Origin of the sequence: Streptomyces sp. NPDC102278 (genome assembly GCF_044766345.1) — a bacterium.
Taxonomy (GTDB): domain Bacteria; phylum Actinomycetota; class Actinomycetes; order Streptomycetales; family Streptomycetaceae; genus Streptomyces.
In genome coordinates, this window is the sequence record NZ_JBIWLV010000010.1 from 1 (window position 1) to 23,059 (window position 23,059).

At 69.4% G+C, this 23,059-nt stretch carries 23 protein-coding genes, 6 pseudogenes and 1 CRISPR repeat array; of the genes and pseudogenes, 20 read left to right on the top strand and 9 right to left on the bottom strand.

Going from position 1 to position 23,059, the window contains the following annotated elements; genetic code table 11:
• Positions 1–301: 301 nt before the first annotated feature.
• A CRISPR array of direct repeats spans positions 302–757; the repeat unit is 29 nt; unit sequence GTGCTCCCCGCCGACGCGGGGGTGATCCG.
• Positions 758–768: 11 nt separating this feature from the next.
• The 4 genes and pseudogenes from ACIRO3_RS23145 to ACIRO3_RS23160 all read left to right on the top strand — a co-directional run.
• Positions 769–1,422: a tyrosine-type recombinase/integrase gene (locus tag ACIRO3_RS23145; protein WP_404139643.1), complete on the top strand. Its 654-nt coding sequence runs from the start codon at positions 769–771 to the stop codon at positions 1,420–1,422.
• Positions 1,419–2,275 (top strand): annotated as a pseudogene (locus ACIRO3_RS23150) (tyrosine-type recombinase/integrase). The gene ACIRO3_RS23145 and the pseudogene ACIRO3_RS23150 overlap by 4 nt, the downstream one beginning before the upstream one ends.
• Before the next feature lie 161 nt (positions 2,276–2,436).
• On the top strand, positions 2,437–2,817 hold the full coding sequence (locus ACIRO3_RS23155; RefSeq protein ID WP_404139646.1) for a hypothetical protein: 381 nt from the start codon (positions 2,437–2,439) through the stop codon (positions 2,815–2,817).
• A gap of 26 nt (positions 2,818–2,843) precedes the next feature.
• Positions 2,844–3,110, top strand: a pseudogene (locus tag ACIRO3_RS23160) (ATP-binding protein); the annotation flags it as partial.
• Positions 3,111–3,199: 89 nt separating this feature from the next.
• On the opposite strand, the gene ACIRO3_RS23165 reads toward ACIRO3_RS23160, so the two are convergent.
• The 3 genes and pseudogenes from ACIRO3_RS23165 to ACIRO3_RS23175 form a co-directional block, all read right to left on the bottom strand.
• Positions 3,200–3,625 (bottom strand): hypothetical protein, encoded by a 426-nt coding sequence (locus tag ACIRO3_RS23165; RefSeq protein WP_404139649.1) that lies wholly within the window; start codon positions 3,623–3,625, stop codon positions 3,200–3,202.
• Positions 3,626–3,983: 358 nt separating this feature from the next.
• A complete protein-coding gene (locus ACIRO3_RS23170) occupies positions 3,984–4,604 on the bottom strand; it encodes an SMI1/KNR4 family protein (RefSeq protein ID WP_404139652.1) in 621 nt (206 codons plus the stop codon).
• 169 nt (positions 4,605–4,773) lie between these two features.
• Positions 4,774–5,034, bottom strand: a pseudogene (locus ACIRO3_RS23175) (transposase); the annotation flags it as partial.
• A 130-nt stretch (positions 5,035–5,164) separates the two neighbouring features.
• Between ACIRO3_RS23175 and ACIRO3_RS23180 the strand changes: the two are divergent.
• The 8 genes and pseudogenes from ACIRO3_RS23180 (at position 5,165) to ACIRO3_RS23215 (ending at position 11,836) form a co-directional block, all read left to right on the top strand.
• Positions 5,165–5,497, top strand: coding sequence for a transposase (locus ACIRO3_RS23180; RefSeq protein WP_404139655.1), 333 nt, complete (start codon positions 5,165–5,167; stop codon positions 5,495–5,497).
• On the top strand, positions 5,479–5,655 hold the full coding sequence (locus ACIRO3_RS23185; RefSeq protein WP_404139657.1) for a winged helix-turn-helix domain-containing protein: 177 nt from the start codon (positions 5,479–5,481) through the stop codon (positions 5,653–5,655). Before ACIRO3_RS23180 ends, ACIRO3_RS23185 begins: the two co-directional genes overlap by 19 nt.
• A gap of 127 nt (positions 5,656–5,782) precedes the next feature.
• Positions 5,783–6,307 (top strand): transposase, encoded by a 525-nt coding sequence (locus tag ACIRO3_RS23190; RefSeq protein ID WP_404139659.1) that lies wholly within the window; start codon positions 5,783–5,785, stop codon positions 6,305–6,307.
• Positions 6,308–6,391: 84 nt separating this feature from the next.
• Positions 6,392–6,652 (top strand): helix-turn-helix domain-containing protein, encoded by a 261-nt coding sequence (locus ACIRO3_RS23195; RefSeq protein WP_404140273.1) that lies wholly within the window; start codon positions 6,392–6,394, stop codon positions 6,650–6,652.
• 907 nt (positions 6,653–7,559) lie between these two features.
• The gene (locus tag ACIRO3_RS23200) at positions 7,560–7,793 is read left to right on the top strand and encodes a hypothetical protein (RefSeq protein WP_404139662.1); all 234 of its coding nucleotides are present in this window, start codon (positions 7,560–7,562) and stop codon (positions 7,791–7,793) included.
• A 506-nt stretch (positions 7,794–8,299) separates the two neighbouring features.
• On the top strand, positions 8,300–8,749 hold the full coding sequence (locus ACIRO3_RS23205; protein WP_404139665.1) for a GYD domain-containing protein: 450 nt from the start codon (positions 8,300–8,302) through the stop codon (positions 8,747–8,749).
• 30 nt (positions 8,750–8,779) lie between these two features.
• Positions 8,780–9,385: pseudogene (locus tag ACIRO3_RS23210) on the top strand (HNH endonuclease family protein); the annotation flags it as partial.
• Between the two features lie 78 nt (positions 9,386–9,463).
• Complete coding sequence (locus ACIRO3_RS23215) at positions 9,464–11,836, top strand: ADP-ribosyltransferase domain-containing protein (RefSeq protein WP_404139668.1); 2,373 nt, start codon at positions 9,464–9,466, stop codon at positions 11,834–11,836.
• Between the two features lie 553 nt (positions 11,837–12,389).
• Here the strand turns inward: ACIRO3_RS23215 and ACIRO3_RS23220 are convergent.
• A complete protein-coding gene (locus ACIRO3_RS23220) occupies positions 12,390–12,611 on the bottom strand; it encodes a hypothetical protein (protein ID WP_404139671.1) in 222 nt (73 codons plus the stop codon).
• A gap of 11 nt (positions 12,612–12,622) precedes the next feature.
• On the opposite strand from ACIRO3_RS23220, the gene ACIRO3_RS23225 reads away from it, so the two are divergent.
• Entirely contained in the window at positions 12,623–12,892 is a 270-nt protein-coding gene (locus ACIRO3_RS23225; protein ID WP_404139673.1) for an Lrp/AsnC ligand binding domain-containing protein, read from the top strand.
• Between the two features lie 87 nt (positions 12,893–12,979).
• A complete protein-coding gene (locus ACIRO3_RS23230; RefSeq protein ID WP_404139676.1) occupies positions 12,980–13,615 on the top strand; it encodes a hypothetical protein in 636 nt (211 codons plus the stop codon).
• A 218-nt stretch (positions 13,616–13,833) separates the two neighbouring features.
• Here the strand turns inward: ACIRO3_RS23230 and ACIRO3_RS23235 are convergent.
• Positions 13,834–13,911: pseudogene (locus tag ACIRO3_RS23235) on the bottom strand (IS5/IS1182 family transposase); the annotation flags it as partial.
• A 192-nt stretch (positions 13,912–14,103) separates the two neighbouring features.
• Positions 14,104–14,733: a winged helix-turn-helix transcriptional regulator gene (locus tag ACIRO3_RS23240; protein ID WP_404139678.1), complete on the bottom strand. Its 630-nt coding sequence runs from the start codon at positions 14,731–14,733 to the stop codon at positions 14,104–14,106.
• A gap of 81 nt (positions 14,734–14,814) precedes the next feature.
• On the opposite strand from ACIRO3_RS23240, the gene ACIRO3_RS23245 reads away from it, so the two are divergent.
• The 3 genes from ACIRO3_RS23245 to ACIRO3_RS23255 all read left to right on the top strand — a co-directional run bounded on the left by ACIRO3_RS23245 (position 14,815) and on the right by ACIRO3_RS23255 (position 16,474).
• On the top strand, positions 14,815–15,567 hold the full coding sequence (locus tag ACIRO3_RS23245) for an MBL fold metallo-hydrolase (RefSeq protein ID WP_404139681.1): 753 nt from the start codon (positions 14,815–14,817) through the stop codon (positions 15,565–15,567).
• Between the two features lie 23 nt (positions 15,568–15,590).
• Positions 15,591–16,235, top strand: a complete 645-nt coding sequence (locus tag ACIRO3_RS23250; RefSeq protein ID WP_404139684.1) for an NAD(P)-dependent oxidoreductase — start codon at positions 15,591–15,593, stop codon at positions 16,233–16,235.
• 89 nt (positions 16,236–16,324) lie between these two features.
• The gene (locus tag ACIRO3_RS23255) at positions 16,325–16,474 is read left to right on the top strand and encodes a hypothetical protein (RefSeq protein ID WP_404139687.1); all 150 of its coding nucleotides are present in this window, start codon (positions 16,325–16,327) and stop codon (positions 16,472–16,474) included.
• 774 nt (positions 16,475–17,248) lie between these two features.
• Here the strand turns inward: ACIRO3_RS23255 and ACIRO3_RS23260 are convergent.
• Positions 17,249–18,112, bottom strand: a complete 864-nt coding sequence (locus ACIRO3_RS23260; RefSeq protein ID WP_404139690.1) for a hypothetical protein — start codon at positions 18,110–18,112, stop codon at positions 17,249–17,251.
• Positions 18,113–18,861: 749 nt separating this feature from the next.
• On the opposite strand from ACIRO3_RS23260, the pseudogene ACIRO3_RS23265 reads away from it, so the two are divergent.
• Positions 18,862–19,146 (top strand): annotated as a pseudogene (locus ACIRO3_RS23265) (tRNA (adenosine(37)-N6)-threonylcarbamoyltransferase complex transferase subunit TsaD); the annotation flags it as partial.
• Between the two features lie 411 nt (positions 19,147–19,557).
• On the opposite strand, the gene ACIRO3_RS23270 reads toward ACIRO3_RS23265, so the two are convergent.
• Positions 19,558–20,382, bottom strand: coding sequence for an alpha/beta fold hydrolase (locus ACIRO3_RS23270; RefSeq protein ID WP_404139693.1), 825 nt, complete (start codon positions 20,380–20,382; stop codon positions 19,558–19,560).
• A 216-nt stretch (positions 20,383–20,598) separates the two neighbouring features.
• On the opposite strand from ACIRO3_RS23270, the gene ACIRO3_RS23275 reads away from it, so the two are divergent.
• Positions 20,599–21,459, top strand: coding sequence for a helix-turn-helix transcriptional regulator (locus ACIRO3_RS23275; RefSeq protein ID WP_404140276.1), 861 nt, complete (start codon positions 20,599–20,601; stop codon positions 21,457–21,459).
• Between the two features lie 635 nt (positions 21,460–22,094).
• Positions 22,095–22,547, top strand: coding sequence for a hypothetical protein (locus ACIRO3_RS23280; protein ID WP_404139696.1), 453 nt, complete (start codon positions 22,095–22,097; stop codon positions 22,545–22,547).
• Between the two features lie 44 nt (positions 22,548–22,591).
• Here ACIRO3_RS23280 and ACIRO3_RS23285 read toward each other — a convergent pair whose 3' ends face one another.
• On the bottom strand, positions 22,592–23,041 hold the full coding sequence (locus ACIRO3_RS23285; protein WP_404139699.1) for a hypothetical protein: 450 nt from the start codon (positions 23,039–23,041) through the stop codon (positions 22,592–22,594).
• Positions 23,042–23,059 lie beyond the last annotated feature (18 nt).

Below are 23,059 nucleotides of genomic sequence, written 5' to 3' on the forward strand. Positions count from 1 at the left end.
CTTGATGCTCGTTTCGTCAGCCATGCCCCGACTCTACTGCGAGTAGAGGACGGGTGCGAGGGGTTCCGAGCCCAACGGCACCCCACTGCACCCCGGGGCCGGCGCCCAACGTGGCGGGGCTTGCCAACGACCGCCGTGCGCCCCAGCTCCAGCCACAAGGTCCGGCCCTCCCGGCCGATTCGAAACCAGCGACCAACAAGCGGCCCCACGGCAGCTCGGCGCTCCGTAAGCTCCGACCATGACCGACCGAGCAATGGTAATCGAATTGCAAATCCTCTGAGAAGGGGCAGGTCGCGAAGGGGTGCTCCCCGCCGACGCGGGGGTGATCCGGCCTTCAGGAGGGTCAGGCGCCGCCGGTGGATGTGCTCCCCGCCGACGCGGGGGTGATCCGTCACACGAGACGGTGGTGCGAGCGCTGCGGGAGTGCTCCCCGCCGACGCGGGGGTGATCCGGCCGGCATCGACCTCGGCCGGCTCGGTACAGCGTGCTCCCCGCCGACGCGGGGGTGATCCGTCGGGTACCGGTCCGGCGAGGGTGACGAGGCCGTGCTCCCCGCCGACGCGGGGGTGATCCGCACACCGACCCGTGGACGCCCGAGCAGATCGAGTGCTCCCCGCCGACGCGGGGGTGATTCGCTGGCGGCGTGCGCGACCGGCACCCACCAGGAGTGCTCCCCGCCGACGCGGGGGTGATCCGAAGAGGACCCCGATGTCCCACATCATGCCCGAGTGCTCCCCGCCGACGCGGGGGTGATCCGGCCTGGGACTCGTGCCCTACAACCGGCGACGAGGGCAGGTCTTCCTCTACTCCGACGCCGACATCACAGCGATCATGGCCGCAGTCAAGGAGACGATCCCCCAGCCGTTGCGGGCGGCGACCTATCACACGCTGATCGGGCTGCTGGCAGCGTCCGGCCTGCGCATCGGCGAGGCCATCAAGCTGGACCGCGACGACATCGACTGGGTCGAAGGCGTTCTGCACATCCGTGAGTCCAAATTCGGCAAGTCCCGACTGGTCCCTCTGCAGGACAGCGCCACGAACGCGCTGCGCGAGTACGACAGGCTGCGCGAAGATCTGATGCCCAGGCCCAAGGGCCCCGCGTTCTTCATCTCCCTCACCGCCAAACGGCTGATCTACGCCTGCGTCCATCCGGTGTTCCGCGCCCTGGTCGACACCGCCGGCATCGGGCTCGACGCCCCGCACAGACCTCGATTGCACGAGCTTCGACACACCTTCGCCGTTCGCACCCTGCTGCATTGGTATCGCACCGAGGACAACATCCAGGCAAGGATCCCGTCACTGTCGACCTATATGGGACACTGCGAACCGGCCTGCACCTACTGGTACTTGTCGGCGGCCCCAGAACTGCTCGCTCTGGCCGCCGCCCGCCGCGACAGCGTCCGGAAGGCGGCCCGCCCATGACCCTGATCGCTCCCACCCTGCAGGCGTTCTTCACCGACCGGCTCGCCCGCCAGCGCCAGGCCAGCCCCCGCACCATCGCCGCCTACCGCGACGCACTCCGCCTCCTGCTCGGCTTCGTCCAGCAGCGGATCGGCACCCCTCCGGCAAAGCTGGACTGGAACGACCTGAACGCGGACGTGATCTCCGCGTTTCTCAATCACCTGGAGGACGAGCGCGGCAACAGCACCAGGACCCACAACGTCCGCCTGACCGCGATCCGCTCCCTGTTCTCCTACGCAGCCCTCCAACATCCCGAACACGCCCTGCTCATCCAGCGGGTCCTGGACATCCCGCCGAAGCGGTTCGACAAGAGGACCGTCACGTTCCTGACCGGCCAGGAGGTCGACGCGCTGCTGGCAGCACCGGATCCGAAACGCTGGGAAGGACGACGGGACAAGGCCATGCTGGCGCTGGCCGTCCAGACCGGCCTGCGCGTCACCGAACTCACCAGTCTGAACTGCGACGACATCACCCTGGGCGACGGCGCCGCCGTCCGCTGCGAGGGGAAGGGACATAAACAGCGCACCGTCCCACTCGACCGACCCGTCCAGAACCTGCTGCGATCCTGGCTGAACGAACGCGCCGGTCACAGCGGCGACCCCGTACCCACACCCAGACCGCGGCGCGAGCCTGCCCGTCGCTGCTGGACAAGAGCATCCACCCGCACGTCCTGCGGCACAGTTGCGCGATGGCGCTGTTGCAGGCCGGCGTGGACACCACGGTCATCGCGCTCTGGCTCGGCCACGTCGGCGTCCGCTCCACCGACGCCTACGTCCACGCCGACATGACCATCAAGGAGAAGGCCTGGCCCTGACGGCACCGGTCACCGCCCGGCCGGGTCGATACCGCCCCGCCGACAAGGTCCTCGCGTTCCTCGACCGCCTGTGACTATGCCGAGGCTTTCTCAAAGGGTTTGCTTTCGCGGAGGGCAAGGTGCGAATGTCGGGTCGGCACCGCGGGCAGTCGAAGGAGCAGATGGTGGCGCTCGTCAAGAAGGGGTCCCGGCGCTTCGTCGTGGACGGCGTCACCTACCGTTGGCGCATCCGCCGCAAGCCGACCTACTGCCAGGCCAACGGCTGGACTCCGTTGACGTTCGCGGTCGAGGATGCTGCAGTCCCGGGAACTACGCTCGTTGTCCAGACCGACCGCCCCCACCCGGAGAACTGGTTCGGCCTGCCGACGAAGCCGGTCCTTCCAGTGGATGTCGGCCAGGCCATTCGGACCGCTCTCGCCCGAGGCTGGACGCCACGCGTCAGCGGATCGCCCTTCCACCTCGAAGTCTCAAGCGCAAGCAAGACAAGCGAGGACCCGGCTCGCGCCAGCGACATTCTCGGCATAGTCGCGGGCTCGGCATAGGTCGATCTATGCCGATATCCGCATAGATCGACGAACTCGGCTACATGGAACTCGACCGCCGCGGCGCCGAACTCCTCTTCCAGGTCCTGACCGAACGCGAAGAGAAGAACAGCGTCGCCATCGCCTCCAACGAGTCCTTAGGTGGTTGGACAAAGACCTTCACCGACCCCCGCCTCTGCGCGGCCATCGTCGACCGCCTCACCTTCAACGGCACCATCATCGAGACCGGCACCGACTCCTACCGCCTCGCCAGCACCCGAGCCCGAGCCGAAGAATCGGCCAAGGCCGGCTGATCCCTGCCACTGCCTACATCGACGGCCCGCCGCCCTCCGGGCGGCGGGCCGTCCTGGCCGAACCCAGTCGTTCCGCCCGGCAGGCTCACTCAATCCACCGTCCGTGAAGCGGCCGCTTCGATGCCTGATGCCCGCAGCCTTCGCGCCAAGAGCTCCATCTCGGGCAGGGTCCCTGAGTACTGCCCGGTCAGGACTTGCTCCAGCACGGCCTGGACTCCGTCCAGGCCGATGCCGAGTTCCGCCCGCAGCACCCGCATGATGGCGGCGTTCCTCGTCTGCGGGGCTACCCGCAACGTTGCCCGCCCGTGCTCAGAGAGCAGTCGGCCACGCAGTTCCTCCGGCAGGTCACCATCACACACAGCCAGGGCAAACCCGCAGGCCGGACACGTCGACTCAACATCCCACCGCAGTACCTCGCCCACCAGTGCCTGAACACCGCACCACTCCGCCTGGGCACCGCACCCCTGGCACACGGCGGAGTACCTGATGGACTCAACCAAGATCGACTTTTCCATAATCCCACCCCTCAAGAGGAGAGGTTAGACGGCAGACGGCGAACGTCTTCCGGGGCACCAGCATGTCCCCTGACACCCGAGCCAGCGGTCCAGGCCGCGCTGGTTCATGCGCTGACGCTATCTCTCGTGAACATTCCGAGGCCCGGTGATCACCAACTGACGCCCAAACCAGCAGACAAACGCTGCTGCTGAACATGAACAAAGCCAGACGAGGGCGCCGCGCCGGGTCTGGAGGAGGACCCGGCCACCCGGGCCGGTCGGGGTGAAGACGAGCAGCCGGTGTCCGTCGTTCTCCAGACTTTGCCCTGTCTCATGAGACAAGGGCGCTGCGGAGATATCGGTTCCGAGTCCCGTCGTCTTACCCCTCTGCGACCTGCCACGCCGGAGTTTCCCGAGCTCTGGCTCGGGGGCCCCCGGGGGCGCTTGCGACGGTCGCCGGGGAGACGAGTCCCAGCGCTTCGTTGTCCTTGCCGTCCCGCATGTGGTTGAGCCACCGTTCGTACCAGCTAAGGAAGTCCTGGGCCGAGGAGACGTTCGGAGGCCAGAAGCCATCGGCATTGCCGGTGACCATGCGGCCGATGAGGGGCCCGGTCACACCGATGAGGCACAGGTCGGAGCAGCCCATCTCGACAATGTGGAGGAACAGATCCCCTCGCAGCGCGTCCGGGTGGCTCACGTGATGGAATCCCCGCGGGGTGCCGTCCGGAGGTTTGCGGTCCATGGTGTAAAGCCTGCACTCCTCCAGCGGAAGCAAACCGTAGAAGGGGCCGGCGCCGCTGCCCCCGAGTTCGACAAGGAACTTCCGGTAGGCCGACGGCAATTCGATGTGGTATTCCGACTCAAAGGCATCGGCTTTCGAAGAGTCGATACGTGGGCCGAGGCGAAACTGGTGGCGCTCCGCGCACGCGGAGTGGCTACGCTGCGCCTGGTACGGCACCTTCGCCAGCTTGGAGCGTATGCGGGATATGCGGGAGTCCATCGGAGGATCTCTTCTTTCGACTGCCGCCACCCTACTGGCCCACCCGAATGAGACACCCCCAAGTGTCCGGAGAACCGTCGAACTTCTGCTCAAAGGCCAGAGCCGGCCCCGTACGGGGCGGGGTCGGGATGGTCTCGGCGGCCTTCGCCAACATCGGTTCCACCGGGGGGACCAGGCGGTGGAGCCTGGCCCATACCCGGGCCTTGCTCCACTCGGAGAACCGTCGGTGAGCCGTCGCTCCGGACGGGCCGAAAGGAGCCGTGGGAAGCTGCTGCCAGGTACAACCCGACGTTGCCACGAACACGATCGCGGCAAGCACCTCCCGGTCACCATGCCGGCGCCGTCCACCACCCTGAGGCCGCGACGGCGCCTCCGGAACCACCCGCTGGAACAGCACCCACAACTCGTCCGGCACCAGCCGTTCAACTATCCCACCATGGCCGACAGCCTATCGCGAAGGCCAAATGAGATGACTTCTACTGATCTTTTCGTTGGTTCGGTGGGTGTGGTGGCCTCGTGGGTGGGAGGCTGTCGGGGTGGCTTATCGACCTTCGTCTTCTGTGGCCGGTTCTTCTGTTCCTCCTTTGTCGCGCCCGCAGTTGGCGGAGGCGCGTCGTGTGCGGGCGGTCGAGTTGTTCGAGGACGGCATCTCGAACGCGGACGTCGCGACGGCGGTGGGGGTGTGTGCCGAGAGCGTGCGGCGTTGGCGGCGGCTGTGGGAGCAAGGCGGTGCTCCGGCCCTGCGGCGACGGGCAGCCACCGGACGCCCGCCCAAGCTGGACGACACCCAGGTCGAGACAGTCCGGGCCGCGCTGGAGCAGGGCGCCCAGGCGCATGATTTCGAGGCCGACCTTGGACCCTGGAACGAGTCGGCATGGTCGTGGAGCGCGTGACGGGGGTGTCCCTGTCGAGGGCGTCGGTGTGGCGGCTGCTGACCGGCCGGCTCGGGTGGAGCCTTCAACGACCGGAGCGGCGGGCGGTCGAGCGGGACGAGTCGGAGATCGTCCGCTGGATCGCGCACGAATGGCCGCGCATAAAAAAGGGGCCGTGAACACACGTGCCTGGATCGTCTTCCTCGACGAATCAGGCGTCTCACTCCTCCCACAGGTCCGCCGCACCTACGCGCCCCGGGGCCGCACCCCGCTCCTGCGGACCACCTGAACTGGAAGCGCGCGTCGATGGCCGGGGCCCTTGGCTACCACTCCACCGACCCCGACCGTGGGGCCCGCCTGTGCTTCCACCTCAAGCCCGGCAGCTACGACACCGCCGGGCTCGTCGAGGTCCTCGAGCAGATGAAGATGTTCTACCGCGGCGAGCGCGTGGTCCTGGTCTGGGACGGCCTGTCCGCCCACTGGAGCCGGGCGATGCGGGCCTGGGTCGCCGAACAGGACTGGCTCACCATGGAACGACTACCCGCCTACGCTCCCGAGCTGAACCCGGTAAAACTGCTGTGGTCCTCGCTCAAGAAGCGTGAACTCGCCAACCTCGCCGGCGACCACCTCTCCGATGTCACCGACGCCACCGAACAAGGCATCCACCTCATCAACAACAACCCACAACTTCCGTGGTCATTCCCCACCCACACCGGTCTCACCATCCACCCACCACACCCACCGAACTTACGGATCAGTAGTTGCCTCGACCAGAAACGTTGGCTTTGTAATCGTGTCGGTTTGACCTGGCCATTGACAGGCGGGTTGTGAGGCTTGCCGCCGGAGGTGGTGCTGGTGGCGCGTCAGCCCGAGGTGCTGGTGCGTTCGCTGGAGCCGGAAGAGGCACAGCGGTTGGTGAAGATCACGCGGACGGCGAGGAATCGAGTTCGGTTACGTAGGGCGGGGATTGTGCCGGCCTCGGCGCAGGGGCGCAGCGCCGCGGACGCGGCGGGAATGTTCGCGGCCACTGCGCAGTACGTGCGGCAGGTACTCCACGCGTTCAACGAGCAGGGGTTCGCGGCTTCGGACCCAAAATGGAGCGGGGTCGGCCACCGAAGTTCGGCCCCCCGGTCCGTGAGCTCAGCCAGTCGATGCGTACGCGGGTGCTATCGATAGCACGCCCAGCCTTGCGCGTGGTTCTGCTCAAGTTTTGCATACGCCCCCCCGCCGTACTGCAACCTACAGGCGTGGTTGAGATCCATCTCTCGCACGCGGTAGGTCGCCCAGCCATAGGGCGCGCCCATCCACATCGAGTCCACGCAGTGCCATCCCCTCGCGTGGTTCTCAACCAAGCGGGCGACGCTGGCGTCCCCCGGAGCGACTGTTTTCTGACAGTAGGCGCCCAGGTTGATGCCGCCGAGGCGGGTGGCCGCCGAGGCCGACGGAGCCATGACGGCCAATCCTGACGTGACTATGACCGTGACGGCCGCTGCGCTCAACCAGTTCCGTAGACCCATGTCAGCCCCTCCTGTCGCCTCAACGTCCCGCCCCTTCGCGGACCGAGAGCAAGTCTGCCCCTCGCTAGGTACGGACTGGAAGAAAAACACCGGATTTGTCCTACACCTATCCACAGCGTGTCCCCCGGGCGCCACGACGCACCCACCGGTGACCGTGTTGAACAAGGCGTCACAAGGAGTAATCGACAGCTGGCCGAGCGTGGCGCTGCGCGTCCGCGTCGATGTCGGCACCAAGGTGCTGACCGGCAAGCGGAACCGGCTTGTGGAGCACGTTCCGGCCGAACCCGGTCCTTGGTCGACCGCGCGACCTTGACCAACCGATGCGCCTGCTCCGGCTCCAACGGCCACACGAACCGCTCAGGCTGACGAGCCACCAGCAGCGTCCCAGCCGCCACCAGCAGCGGTCAGCCCGACACGATTACCACCCCAACCTTTCGTGACGCGGCACCAGCTGGACTGGCCGCGAGCAAGACCAGGGCGCCACGGTCGGTCTCCCACATCGCACTCAATGGGGTGGAACTGGCGGCGTCGCGCAACTCGTCCCCGCATTGATCGGTTCCCGGGATATGAGCGACGAGAGCGTGGTCACGATCGAGATCCGAGGCCACGAGAAGGCGGCGCTCGAAGCGGTGCACCGGATCTCTGCCCTGTTCCTGTCCAGCGGGCCGTGCCGGCTGCGGCGTAAGCCCGGCGAGGACGAAGTAGCGGTTCTCGTCCATGCGGACGTCGGCAGGCGTGCCGGTGAGGGCGGCTACCTCGATCCTGACGAGGCGGAGGGCGTAGACGCGTTTCTGCGGTGAACTGGCTCACCCAGCGGGGTGAGCCGTCTCCAACCGCCGGTCAGCGCCAAACCGTCCAGAGCCGCAGGAGTCGATCGAGGTCTCCAGCGAGAGCCAGGGCATAGATCCGTGCCCGGGATGCTGTGCTCATAGATGCTCAAACGATCCCGCATGAGCGGTCGAGCTTCGCCGAGATCGGTGAAACGCGACACTTGCGGGCCCGTTCTCAGGGGCGTCGGCGTGCGGAGCGGCCGGGGCGTCCCGGACGCGGGAGCGTGGCGCGCACGGCGGCACCGGGGATCGGTGGGCATGCCGAGCTCCCCGGCGGCCGGGGCAGGCCGTCGTACGGTCACGGGCGCGGGTGTCCGTGGCCCGGGGCGGGTAGTCCTGGCCGCGGAGTTCGGCAACGCCCTACAGGACGCGCCTCCGCGAGGGGCACCATGTGGTCACGCGGACCGAACCGTACGCGGACGTATCAGCCACCGTGCACGAAGCAGAGCCAGAGAGCCTGGGTAGGTCGCGCACCCGTGGCCCTGGCCGTCCCGGTCATCGTCTCCGGCCATCCGGGGGATACGCGGGCCGCATCCGGCGCATTTCCCGCCCCGCCGGGCATCCCTTGCTGGAACGAACTGGAACGAAAGGGAGACATGATGCCGCTCTATCTATCGAGGTTCAGCTACACACCGGAGACTTGGGCGAGGCTGATTCTCAACCCCGAGGACCGCGCAAAGGCTGCTCAGTCGTACATCGAGTCCGTTGGCGGGAAGCTTCACGGCTTCTGGTACGCCTTCGGCACGCACGACGGCTACAACCTGTGGGAGGCACCCGACAACGTGTCCATGGCCGCGGTTGCGCTGGCGATCAGCGGAGGCGGCGCGCTTAGCTCGTTCGAGACGACAGTTCTCCTGACCGTCGATGAAACCATGGCCGCCCTGCGCAAAGCCGAACGAGTCCAGTACCGGGCGCCGGGCGCGTAGCGGTCGCACCACTGCCCGCTCCGTCCACCCCTGCCCACCACCGTCCACGCCGCCGAACAGCGGCCGGCCGCCGCTCCGCAGATCGTGCCGATCGGCGTCGCGGTCTCCGCGCTCCAGCTCGCTACCGAGGACCGGACCGGCTACCAGCGCACCTCCTTCGAACACTGGAGTACCGGCGCCAACGCCTCGGACGGCTGCGACACCAGATGGAGGTCCTGATCGCTGAAGCGGTCGAGGCTCCCGAGGTCGGGCCCGGTTGCACGCTGACGGGTGGGGTGTGGTGGTCATACTACGACGAGCGGCCGGTGACCTCGGCAAGGGCGCTGGACATCGACCACATGGTCCCGTTGGCCGAGGCCTGGGGCATCGGGGCCTCTGCCTGGACGGCCGCGCGCCGCGAGGCGTACGCCAACGACCTCGGTCAGGAGGCGTCGCTGGTGGCGGTCACGGCCCGCTCGAACCGCCAGAAGTCCGACCAGAACCCGGCCGAATGGCTGTCTCCGGCCGCGCCGGTACGCCTCGGAGTGGACGGCTACCAAGCTGCGGTGGGGCCTGGCCGTGGACGCCCTGGAACAGGACCGCCTCTACGACTTGGCCGTGGGCTGCGGCGGGGACAACGTCACCTACACCCCCGCCCCGTCTCGTAAGCCGTGTTGTCAGTGCCGGCGGTTAGGTTCGGGGTGTTGTGAGGGTCGTTTCGACGAGGGGTGGACGATGACCGCGAGCAGTGCGCAGCCCGGGCTCCGGGTGGTGCTGACGGACGTCAACGAGCGTGTGGTGGAGGCGTGGCGGGCGGCGTTCGAGGACACTCCGGGCATCGAGATCCACCGGGGATCCATCCTCGACGAGGACGTCGACGCCTGGGTCACCCCGACCAACTCCCGCGGACGGATGGACGGCGGGGTCGACGCCGTCATCAGGCGGCACCTCGGTCCCGGCATCCAACTGCGGGTGCGGCGCGCGATCCGCGAGCGGTTCGCCGGCGCCCTCCCGGTGGGCAGCGCCGTTTGCGTCCCGTCGGGAGCGGATGTTCCCCGCTACCTGATCTCGACGCCGACCATGGTGAGCTCCTCGCAGAACGTGAGTGACACGCTGAACGTGGCCCTGTCCTGCGCCGCCGCGTTCCAGGCCGTGCACCGACAGAACCGGAAGGTTCCGGGCAGCATCCGCTCGGTGGCGCTGGTGGGCATGGGTGCGCAGACCGGTCGGGTCCCGGCCCGGGTGTGCGCCAATCTGATGTGGACCGGCTACACGCTCTTCCACGACCACTGGTTCGAGGACGACGACGAGCTGCGCGCCACGATCCTCACGCAGCTCAGCGGCATCGAGAACGCGCCGGTCGAGGAGCGGGTGCGCATCGTGCCGCCGAAGGCCGCGACGCCCGCCGAGCCCGCCGACCACTCCGCCCAGATCGTCCCTTCCCCGACGACCACGGTCACGATGACGACCACGACGACGACCACGACGACGACCACGACGATCGGAAGCACTCCTCCCATGACCGACGCCACCGACCCCCTCGCCCTCACCGAGCTGTTCCACGGCGGCGGGGAGCCCTGGCTCCCCCTGCTGAAGCCGGTCATCGAGGCGCAGCCGAACGCCGGCGGGTTCATCGGGAAGGGGCGCGGCCCCGAGGTCGTACCGGTCCGTGAGCTGACCTTCCAGGCGCTCAAGCCCCATCCCCCGCACAAGTGGAAGGTCGTCGTCTTCGGCCAGAACCCGTACCCGCGCCAGGAGAGCGCGACGGGCATAGCCATGTTCGACAACACCTTCAACGACTGGAAGGACAGTCAGTTCGGCAGGGTCGTCAGCATCCGCTGCCTCATCAAGGCCGCGGCGATGTGGAAGTACGGCATCGCCAAGAAGACGCCCATCGCCGACGTCCGCGCGCTGTTGAAGGAGCGGGAGACCGTCCAACCGCCGGAGTGGTTCCAGGCGATGCTGACGCAGGGCGTGCTCCTGCTGAACGCCTCGCTCACCGCCAGCGGCGACGGGGCGATGGGCGCCGACCAGCACACGGCGTTCTGGCGGCCCGTGGCCGAGCGCATCGTCGAGGAGATCCTCAGGTCGAAGCAGGACGCCGACGAGGAGGACCGCGGGGTCGTGTTCGCCTGGTGGGGGGCGCACGCGCGCAGCCTGAAGAGGGTCGTCCTGCGGCTCCAGGAGAAGTACCCGGACGTCGAGGTCCGGCACATCGACCACGCGAACCCGGCGGCGCAGGGCGACATCTTCTGCGAGGGCGACCACTTCGCCCAGGTGAACGAGGCCCTCGCGTCCTTGGGCGCCGACGGCATCGACTGGCTGCCGAGCAAGGGCTGGAACGAGGGGGCGGTCGGCGCCGGCTCGGACGGCGGCGTCGCGGCGCGCATGGGCGCCTTCATCGAGTCGACCATGAACCTGCACCAGATGTACCTGGAGCGCCTCACCAGCGTCAAGGACGAGGGCCTGGTCCTCCCCGCGATCACCGGTGTGTTCGACACCCCGCTGATGGACTTCCGCAACGCCGTCGCGCCCGTCGCGGAGACGCTGGCCGGGCTCGCGGGGCACATCGACCGGTCCCTCGACTTCGGCAAGCGTCGGGCGGACGGGACGACCGGCGGGCCGTCCGCCGACGCGGTCTCGGCGTTGTACCTCTACACCTGCGAGTCCGCCTTCTACCGCGAGATCAACGCCGTCCTCCGCTCCCCGGACCGCACCAGGATCACGCCCTACCTGCCGTACCTGCGGCTGCTGTTCTCGGCGATCTCGGAACTGCCCGCCCACACCCAACCGCTGTGGCGCGGGGTGTCGTTGGACCTGCGGGCGCAGTACCCGGTGGGTCGGACGGTGACGTGGTGGGGCGTCTCCTCCTGCACCTCCGAGCGGAGCGTGGCCCGGTCCTTCCTCGGCAGCCGCGGCAAGCGGACGCTCTTCGAGGTGACGCCGGCCCAGGCGGTCGGGATCCGGAACTTCTCCGCCTTCACCGGAGAGGAGGAGTACGTCCTCGCACCGGGCACGCAGCTCAAGGTGACGGACGTGCGGAGCGAGCGCGGCGGACTGTGCACGGTCAGGTTGACCGAGGTGGAAGCCGCTCCCCTGGTCTCCTGAGGCCACCGCTCGGCGGTGGTCCACGTGCCGGCGGGCGCTGCACGGTCGAAGGCCCTGGCACCGCACGGCCGACCCGCCCCGCACCCCGTACCCGTTCCGGTGCCGGTGCCGGTGCCGGTGCATGAGAGAGCTGTGCCGGGCCACGCACGGCGTCACCAGCCCTGGCATCGCGGCGCTGTGCCACCAGACCTACCGCTGACCTTGAGTCCCCGCCGCCGCGGCGGCAGGGCTCAACCTTCCTACGCGGCGCCGCTCGAACTGCGCTGCGCCTTCTCCAGGCGTGATGAAGAACTCTGTGCGTTCCTGGTCGGTGGCGTCAACGAGTCGGGAAGGCCCTTCGAGGAAGCAGCCGGCCGCCGGGCATGATCCCAGTCCCGGTGCCGTCACAGGACGACTCGGTGCCCGGCATCACCGGAGTGACCACGTCTCGTCGAATTGAGGCCGTCGGTGCCGGGCCGGAGGGAGGGGCCTTGCTGGTGAGCCGCGCCCGCCTGGACTGCACGTCAGCCGATGGGGACACGCCGGGCGACCCCGTGCGGCTTTCCTGTCGGACTCAGCGAGGCAGGAGGGTCCCGAGCGCTGACTCTGTCGGGTCGAGCGGTACGGCGGCCTGGCGCAGCGAGCGAAGCGTGCTGCCTTGCTGTCGGCGAGCCATCTGATGCCCCTGGAGCACCAGGGCGAGGACGTGCTCGCGCAGGCCCGTCTTGCTGGCGGCGATGCGCTTCCCGGTGGTCCGGCCAGCCGTCGGTGCGAGCTCGCCGGGCGGCCCGTACATGAGAAGCCTCCATGTCCGAGACCATCACCATGCCGCTCACCCCGATGACTCCCCACGCGGTGATGAGTGCCTTCAACTACCTCCGGGCGGTCGAGGCCGGCGACACCGGAGCCGTGCTGCGGGTGGTCATTGAGGACCTGGAGGCGTACGAGGTCCTGGTGCGCCACCGGATCCACGCCATCCCGGGCATCGCGTCGATCGAGTCGAGCTTGGCGTACGGCAGCGTCAAGCAGACCCGGACCTACCCCCGGCCCCGCCCCGGACATCCGACCCCGAAATGACCGCCGGTCAGCTGCCGTGCCGCGTAAGGGCGTTGTCGGGGTAATCACCGATGGTGGCGGCGCGGGGGCCGGCCGCAGGGTGGACCCATGACAGAACGAGCTGCACGACTCACCCGGTTCTCCTTCCTCGCGGCCCCCGTCCTCCTCGTGGTCTACGGGGCCGTACGCCTCCTGGTGAAGGGGTCCAAGGAGCCCGGCGCCGCGTGGATCACCGGCCACTTCGCCTTCCTCTTCGGGGTGTTGTTCTTCGGGGCGGCCTGCGAGGGGCTGCGCCGTACGGTGGCCGCTTCGGCCGGACCGGCCCGGCGGCGGGTGGCCCGGGCCGGGGCGGTGGCCGCCCTGGCGGGCGCGGCGGCGGCCACCGCCCAGGCCGTGATCGACCTGTACGCGGGGTTCCGGGCCGCCGACAAGCCGGAGATGAGCGAGATCTTCGCTCGGGTGCAGGACGTTCCCGGGGTGATGCCGGTGGTGTACACCGTCGTACCGGTCTTCCTCTACCTGGGGACGATCACCCTGCTCGCCGCGCTCAGGGGCCCGGGCGCCATCCGTTCGCTGGTGCTCTTCGTGCTGGGCACGGCCGCGATCGCGGCGAACCTGGACTTCCTGCCGCTCGGCGGCCTCTGCTATCTGCTGGCCTTCGCTCCCCTGCGCAGCCGCGTAGCCGGGCCGCACGCACCGGTGGCGGCCCGCCCGGTCCCGGTCGCCGGCGCCCCAACCCGGTGACCCCTTGTCCACCACAGTTCGCAACGCCGGCCGGTCGTCCTGGCTTGTCACGTCGAACGCAGCGATCCGAGCCGCGGCGACGTGCTGCTCGTTCCTGCCGCTCCAGCAGATGGCCCGCTCGGCCCCCCGCTCCAGCGCGTTGGTTCGTCCGACCCGTTCGCAGACGGAGCAATCCAGGTTCAGTTGGGCACGCGGGGACGGCCTGGCGGTCGTCGAGGCCTCTGGGTGCGGATCAGGTCGGCGAGGTGGTTCAGCGATCGGGTGGACAGCGGGATCGCGGCAGGGTAGGACAGCAACGAGGCTTTCGGGAGGGGCATCTTTCTTGGTCGATTGCTTGTCTTACCGGGAGCCTCACCCGACCCCGCGCTCTACCCCGATACGCGCCCTCAGCTGCCCAAAGCCAGTTGGAGAACGCTCAATGGACCGTTTTTGAGACCGGCGCAGACTCGGTGGAGCTTGAGATCGCAGGCCCGCGAGCGGACGGTCGATCAGCGGGGCAGGATGCGCATTACTGCCTCGTGTTCGCCGCTGAGCCGCAGGCCTTGCTGTACTGCGGCGCTCAGATCGAGGTCGCCGAGCAGGGTCGCGGCCAGCAGGTGCGGCGGTCCGGTCAGTGATGCGGTGGGGTGGTCGACACGGCCGGCGTGTGTGTGCACCGAGCCGTCCTTGACCTCGATGACCAGGTCTTCGTTGCCGTCAGCGTGCAGTTGCAGGGCGATTGCCGGCTGGTCGGGGCGGTGGTCGGTCAGTGCCCGGGCGGGCATGTCCAGCCAGTGGGTGCGGAAGGTGTCGTTGCCGGCCGGCTCACGCAACAGCGGAATTCCCCATCGGCTCAGTTCCCGCAGCACCGGCTCCAGCGCGCGGCCCCGTTCGGTGAGGGAGAACAGGGTGGTGGCCACCGGTGGCGGGGCGGCCTCGCGGTGGATCAGGCCGGCTTCCTCGAGTTCGCGGAGCCGGTCGACCAGCAGGTTGCTGGCGATCCCGGGCAGACCGTTGCGCAGGTCGGTGTGCCGGCACGGACCCAGGGCGAGCAGTTCACGGACGATCAGCAGGGTCCATCGGTCGCCGACGGTGTCCAGTGTTTTCGCGATGCCGCAGTACTGCCCGTAGGTGCGCATGCCACCACCCTACATCGTGGTGTTGAGATTCAAAACTCTCTTGTTGACTTTCTCAACAACGTCGGTCTAGCGTCGCTGCCCATGACCACCACCCTTTCCGTGCGTCGGCTGGCCTGGGCCGGCGTCGAGATCCGTCTCGGCGACACCCGCCTGCTGATCGACCCGCTCGAGAACGTCGCTCCGTTGGCGCCGGCGATGGGGCCGCCACACCGGCCGGTCGACCCGGTCGATACCCCGCCCGGCACCCACGCCCTCATCACCCACCTGCACCCCGACCACTACGACCACGATCTGATCGCCCGGATCGCGGCCACTGGCACGATCGGCTGCCACACCCCGAGCGCGGCGGCGCTGCACGAGGCGGGCATCACCCCCGTTGCCCAGGACCTGGGCCGGTCACGGCGCATCGGAAAGCTGACCGTCACCCCGGTGACCTCGCTGGACTGGCGCGGCAACGACTGTGACCAGGTCGCCTGGGTCGTCGAAGGCGCCGGCCGGCGGGTCATCCACTGCGGCGACACCCAGTGGCACGGCAGCTGGTGGCAGATCGCCCGCGACCACGGCCCGTTCGACGTCGCGTTCGTCCCGGTCAACGGCGTCATCGCCCACTTCGAGGGCTACGCGGCCAACGTCCCGGCGACCATGACCCCCGAGCAGGGCGTCGAAGCCGCCGTCGCACTCGGCGCCGGCACCGTCTGCGCCATGCACTACGGCCTGTTCCACAACCCGCCGTTCTACACCGAACAACCCGACATCGAGCAGCGCTTTCAGCACGCCGCCGACGAGCGGGGCATCACCGCGGCCATCATCGCCGACGGCCGGCCCGTCCTCTGACCATCAGAAACAAGGAGCAACACATGAAGATCATCCTGTTCGGTGCCGGCGGCAACATCGGCCGGCCCACCACCGAGGAATTGCTGCGGCGCGGCCACACCGTCACCGCGGTCACCCGAGCCGGCCACGTCGACGGCCTCGAACACAAGGCCCTGACCGTGACCACCGGTGACGTCACCGACCCCGCGGCGGTCGCCGGCCTCGCCGCCTCCCACGACGCCGTGCTCTCGGCCGTCGGCCCCCGGATCGGCCAGGAGAACGACCGCGCCACGATCGTCGGTGCCGCCCGTGCGCTGATCGACGGACTCCGCCGAGCCGGCGTCACCCGCCTGGTCACCATCGGCGGTGCCGGTAGCCTGCGCACGCCGACCGGCGCCCGGGTCATGGACGACCCGGCCTTCCCCGCGCTGTGGAAGGCCAACGCCGAGGCCCAGTCCGAAGCGCTCGACCTCTACCGCGGCGTGCACGACCTCGACTGGACGTACGTGTCGCCCGCCGCGGTCATCGGAGCGGGCGAGCGGACCGGGGCCTACCGCAGCGCCGGGGACACCCTGCTCACCGACGACGACGGCAACAGCCGCATCTCGTACGCCGACTACGCCATCGCCTTGGCCGACACGATCGGGAGCGGCACCGCGATCCGCCGCCGCATCACCGTGGCGTACTGAGCCATGAGCAACGACGCCGCCGGCCGGCACACCCGATTCATCGTCCTGCTCGCGGCGCTCGTGGCCCTGGTCCGGGCAGGTAGCCGTCGATGGACAATGGTCCCGGAATGGTCTCCACCGAATCGGCCTGGCTGAACACGGTCACCCGCTCCGGACAAACCGAAGCGGAGTTCCTCACCCGCCTCCACCTCGACACCTCGACACCTCGACACCTCGACCACCGTCTCGGACAACCCTGACGCCGTGGCCATCCGCGACGACAACTTCGCCAACAAACTCAACATCGTGCTCAACGGCCTGGCCGTCCAACTCAGCCACTGAACAACCCCCGGAGCGGGCGCCGCCCCGCGAGACGGCGGTCAGCCGGCTTGCTGCAACCCAACGGCCGGAAGACGAACAGCGGCCTGACCGCTCCAGCCATCACCTCGACCAAGAGGTCGTCACCCAAGACGCCGCGCAGCTGAGTGGCCGATCGGCCCGGGGCCATCTCCTCCGCGTCCCCGCCGCGTTCCTCCTATTTGCCAGTGACCCGTTTCCCGGGTGGCGCCTCGATGGCGTCGGTGATGGTCATCACCAGCCGTTAGGCCATCACCGGCTTGCGCGCCTTCCCCGAGAACTTCGGCGAACTGCTCAGCCTGAGGCGGATATCCGGACGCCATCGGCAAGAAGCTTCCCCCTTCGCCACCGACCTCCATCTTTCCCCGCTCAGCGCCGACTCTTTCGCCGCGTCACCTTGGATGCTGTCGCCCCGGCCTTCACACAGCCGACCCCAGGGCGGGCCGCGTGGCCGTCCTCGGTGTCACCGCCGCCGCGAACGGGTGGAGCCCGTCCGGCCGCGCCGGTTCGGCGACACCGGCCCCGCCGGAACAACTGGGCGGGGCCTGAACCCCGGTCGGAGCGCGATACCGACGGCCGGTCACAACGTGCGCCGGCCCGTATCGGCGCGAGGAACGGCATGCCCGCACCGACAGGAGCCAGCGTGGATTGCACGGCACCGTCCCCGCGGTCCGGTCTCAGACCGGGCCCAGCTCCGGGTCGCGGGTTTCGTGGACCTCCCAGTGGCCTGCTCGGTCGGAGAGGGCCGCCCGGCGCCACGCCATTAGCACGCAGGCTGACACGGCCACGATCCCGGCGAGGACGGCTGTACCCAACGCTGCACCCCAGGACATCGGCACCGCCAGTACGAACACGACGAGTCCGTAGGACAGCAGCATGCCGGCGAGCCAGGGCCAGTGGGCTCCGGGCAGCACGGCGGGGGGCGCGGGGGACAGCACCGTTCGGCGCTCCAAGTCGGGCTGCACGGGGGCGGCGGGGGCGAGGACCCGCTGGAATTCCTCGCGGTCCATCTTCAGCCACGCCACCTCGCCCTCGTCGGTGACGAAGACGACCGGCTGGGCATTCCCGATCAGACGCCAGTTCCGCGCGCCGCACAGCCGGCCCGGCCGTTGTCCCATGCGCGCCGCGAGGAGGGCGAGCCTCCTGGGCTCGACGGTCGGGGGACCGAGCAGCACTTCGGAGCCGTCCTCCAGTTGGATGCGCAGTTTGTGGTCCGATGTCACACGGACCGTGCCGTCCGCGGAGCCGAACGACGTGTGCTCGCCGCGCCGGGCCGCGGCGACTCGCGCTCGCACGGCGGGCAGTGCCGCCCCGCCGGCCGCGTCCGAGAGGAGCAGTTGAGCGGCGGTGTCGGCCTGCGGGATCCGGAACCTGCGCGGTGCCAGGACGAGCAGCAGGAACCCTCCGGGAATGATGGCGATCAGGGCACCGAAGGTGGGCAGGGAGAACGTGAGCGCAGAGTCCGCCTTCGCGTACCGGCCGATGTCGTTGCCGACGTCCACGACGCCGCCGAGTTCGGGCGCGGTCGGGGCATACAACACCTCGACCGGCTTGAAGGAAGGGCGCGTTCCTTTGGTGCCCGAGGTATCCGTTCACCACCTCGACCCGTCCGGCCTCCACGCCGTCGCCCCGGGCATGGACGGGGACTTCGACCGTCACGTCACCGCTGTACACCGGAAACTTGGGGTCCTCCTTCTGCAGCCGGTGGACGGCGACGATGCTGCCCTCGGCCACCTCGGCGCCGGCTTTCTGTATCGCCGCGATGCGCTTGAGATCATCGCCATCCGGACGGAGCGCCAGCTCGGTCACCACGGACAGGGCCGGCAACACCGCCATCACGCCCAACAGCCAAGACACGACTGTGAACCGGCTGAATCGATCCCAGGGCAGCCGCGCGGGCGGCGCCGGCACCGAGTCGACCTCCCTGGGCGACATGACCCTGACCGGCCGAGAACCCGACCACACCCACCCGGCAGCCAGCACCAAGGCCACCGCTCCGAGCACGGCCACGTCCGGCCGGTACACCGACATACCCGCGCGGAACAACAGCGACCATGTGGCCAGCACCGCGAACAGCAGCGGGCCCCGCACCCAGATACCTGGTTGTCCAGGCGTTTCTCCCCATGCCCGGAAACCTAGCAACCCCGTTGCCCAGAGCCGCCGGTGGCGGCCCGTAGGGGGAGATCGGACGAGCTGGGATACCGCGGGTTCGAATAACGCTTCCTCAGCAAGGCCCCCTCCCGCCGGCCCGGCACCGACGGCGTCAATTCAACGAGACGCGGTTACTCCGGTGATGCTGGGCACCGAGTCATCCTGTGACGGCGCCGGGACTGGGATCATGTCCGGCGGCCGGCTGCTCGCACACGGGGTTGCGTCGAGCAGGGACGAGCACACGCGGTTCGGCGGGGGCGTGCCGGGGCCGCGGCCCGCGCGCACCTGCTTGCCTTCAACCCGATCACACGGGAGGCCCTGGACCAGTCGGGGCTGCGGCTCCAGGACATCGACGCTGTGGCCGTGGCTACCAGGGCCGGACCTGTCGGATGCCCTCTGGGTGGGGCTGTCCGAAGTGAAGACTTGAGTTCCCCGTCGTTTATCGGCCCCTCTGCTTGGAGCACGACTCCCCCGAGCCGGGCCCGTCTCGGAGCAAGGTCCCCCACCACAGCACCGGAACGGGAGTGAACGCCCTGGCCCGCTCCGGGGGTCTCGCCGCGCGGCCGAAGGTCGGGGAAGCCCGCTCCGGTGCCCGGTAGGCTCGCCACACCCGCGCCGACATGGAGTGCGCCGGGCAGGGCCGTGCGTGAACGAGCTCGCCCCTCGAACTCCGGGACACCGGCCCGACACAGCTCCGGCAGCCCCTCGCGGTCCGCCGGGGCCTTTCGTCGACCCGGCGCCTGGGACCGGGCCGCTACGCGGTGTCGATCGCCGCCCGCCGCCGCGTTCAAGCCGTCGTCTGTTACCGGCCGCTCCAGAGGTGTCCCGAACGGTGCTACGCCCGGCCGCCGCGGGTGAACCGGCTGACCAGCTCGACGAATTCGTCCTCCTTCTCGAAGAACGCGACGTGGCCGGCCTCGATCTCCGCGTACGTGCTGTGCGCGATGGCGGCGTGCAGCTCGCGGCTGTTCTCCACCGGGACGGTGATGTCCAAGGTGGCGCCGATGACGAGTGTCTCGGCCTCGATGCGCGGCAGCAGGGCGCGGATGTCAACGCGGGTGTCGAGGTCGACGTGGCGCAGGGTGCCGGGGGTGGCCGGCATGTTGGGGATGAGGAGCTCGACCTGCTCGCGGCCGATCGCGTTGAGGAAGCCCCGGCTGAACCCGGTCATGGCGATGGAGCGGCCGAAGGCGGCCGGGTCGCAGGCGCCGAGTTGCTTCCACAGAGTGAAGAGGTTGCGCAGGTACTCGTCCCCGTCTGTGTGGGCCCAGCCGGCGACCAGGATCAGTCGGCGCACGAGATCGGGGCGCAGCGCGGCGACGGCGCCGGACACTGGCGCGCCCATGGAGAAGCCGAGTAGGTCCACCGGCCCGGTGCCGGCGTCCTCGATGACGGCGATGACCTGCGCGGCAAGCCCCTCTACGGTCAGCGGGCCGCCGTCGTCCGTGGTGCGGTCGCTGCCGGAGAGGTCGGGGGTGATCACCGTGTGGTCGGCGGTGAAACGGGGCCGGGTCTGCCCCCAGTTCACGGCGGAGCCGCCGGAGCCGGTGCCGTGGACGAGGACGAGCGCGGGGCCCTCGCCGGCGCGCTCGTAGGAGACCTCGGCGTCGGCGACGCGTACGGTGGCGCTCACGGTGGTGGCGGTGAGGGTCGTGGGCATGGCTGCTCCTTCTGGTGCGTGGGGCGGGGGCGTTTTTCCCTCCGGCTTCGCCCACACTGCCGCCGCGTAGCCGGGGGCGGGAGAGGCCCCTCGAACCTGGGACCGCCGATCCCTGGATACGAAACTTGTCGCGGCCTGCAGCGGGGCCTGCTGCGGGACGGGTTGCTCCGGGGGGCTCCGGGGGGCTCCGGGGGGCTCCCGGGGGGCTCCGGCATGATGATCCACATGACGATTGATCGCCGTGAGCTCGCCGACTTCCTCCGCCGTTCGCGCGAAAGGGTGCGCCCGCAAGACGCGGGCCTCAGCGTCGGGCCCCGACGGCGCACGCCCGGGCTGCGGCGTGAGGAGGTCGCCCAGCTCGCGGGCATGTCGGCCGACTATTACATCCGGCTGGAGCAGGCCCGCGGCCCGCAACCCTCGCCGCAGATGCTGTCCGCCCTCGCCCGCGCCCTGCGCCTGGGCGATGATGCGCGCGATCATCTCCATCTGCTCGCCGGGCACCGCCCGCCCGCCGCGCGGGTCGCCGGCGACCAGGTCGGCGCGGGCCTGCTGCACCTGCTGGACGCATTGTCCGGAACGCCGGCGCAGGTCCTGAGCGACCTGGGCGACGTACTGGCCCAGAACGAGATGGCCCGCAATCTCCTGGGCGGCGTGTGCACGGTGTCCGAGCACGGCCGCAACGTCGTCTGGCGGTGGTTCGCCGACCCGTCAGCGCGGGAGGCGTATCCGGCCGGGGAACACGAGCAGTACAGCCGGCTCCACGTGGCGGACCTGCGGGCGGCCGTCGGCCGGCACTCCTGGGACCCGGCGGCCATCCGTCTGGTGGAGCGCCTGCGGGAGGCCAGCGAGGAGTTCACCGCCCTGTGGGAACTACACGAGGTCGCCGTCCGCCGTCACAGCCGCATGCGGGTGATCCACCCGATCGTCGGCCCCGTGGACCTCGACTGCCAGGTCCTCCTTGCCCCGGAGGGCGACCAGCGCCTCCTGCTCCTGACGCCCCCGCCCGGCACGGACACGGCGGAACGCCTGAACCTCCTCCGGGTCGTCGGCACGGAACAGTTCGCGCAGCCCGGGTAACGCACCGGCCGCGGACTGGCCGGCACCGCTCATACGTGTGGGTGCCACCGCGGCCGCGCTCGGCTCGCTCCTCGCATTGATCCTTGGGATCTCGCGCACGACGCTGGCGAAAGCCCGACCGGCGCCTGCCCCAGGACAACGCCCACGTCATGAACGCGCGCGCCGCACGACGCACCGGCGACGACAAGGACCGGCCACCCACCTGCCGACGGTGTGGAGCCCAAGCCCTGACGATCGGCGGCCCCGAAGGCGGAGTCATCGCGCACGAAAGGACCTGCCCCAACCGGCGCGAAGGCGAACCGGCAACCCGCTCGCCCCACACCACCTGGCTACTCCGCCTGCCCGGCCTGCACCGCCTGCCGGAGCGGCGGGCCCAACCACGGTGCGCCGCTCCGGCAGCCCGGGGGTGCGCTCCGATACGCGGGCGCACTCCCCGAGGGGGCGCGTCCGGCTCGGGACAGACACCACGTGAGCAAGGTCAAGGGGTGGCGGCGGGCGAGGACGGCCCACCCCCCGTCACGCCCGCCCGGGACAGGAGCCCGTCGCTCCTCGACCACAGCAGCGTCGATCGGTGCGAGAAAGCGCTTCGTTTGAGGATCCCCAAACGATCAATCCGCCCGTTTGAGGAGACCTCCATGCCGTACCTGATCCCGGCCCGCACCCCGCTCGCCCCGGAGGAAGTCGACCGCACTTTCGACCACCTCCTCGCTCTGCAGATGGGCGGCGGGATCTACGCCTCTGACCGCACGCCGAACACTCCAGAGCTGGCCTTCCTGTTGCTGCGGCTCGCCGAGAACATCGTCTTCCCCACCACGGGGGCGACGCGGAGCCGCACGCGGACTCCTTCGCCCTGGACGAGGTCGGGTGCATCCTGCTGTCCGCCCTGCCCTACTACGGCCGTGCCGGGCATCGCCCGCAGCATCATCCGCTTCGTCGAGAACGTCATCCCGACCCTGACGACCACGGAGACACCCGCGCCACCCTGGAGGCCAGGCGCGACGAGCACCTGGCATGGGCTTTACCGACCCTGGGCTGCCGAGCCCTTCTGGCCTCGCCTGGCTCTCAGGGCTGAGGGAGCGGCATGGTGAGCTACCCTTCCCGCCCTCACACGGGCCGCCTGACCGGGGCCGGTTCAGCCAGCCATGGGGTTCCGCGCGCCGTCCTGGCCGATTGTCCCGAGCGGAATGCAGTTGTCCGGGACTCCGATAACCCCCTCGCACAGCTGGGCCCGGGACAGGTCCGCCTTCTCCGGTACCAGCTGCCAGGCAACGATCCAGTACGGGGTGTCAGCCTTCAGGTCCCCGAACTGGTTGTGTATGCCGGTGCTGTAGTCCTCGTTGCGTATCTGCTCCCCGGTGTAGTACTTGCTCCCACCGTCCATGCCGCCGCAGGCGATCAGGGTCCGCGCCTGCTGGGCCGCCTTGCAGCCGTCGTACTTGACCACCCAGTTCTTGGGATGCGGGGCCTTCATGGGGCGCCCGGGAGTACTGGTGACCTTCAGTATGAGCTGGATGTGCGTCAGGCCCTGGGGTGCCGGGGACTCAGGAGCGTCGGGGCTGAGCTCGGCGTGCGCGATCCGCACGGAGTGCGGATACGACCC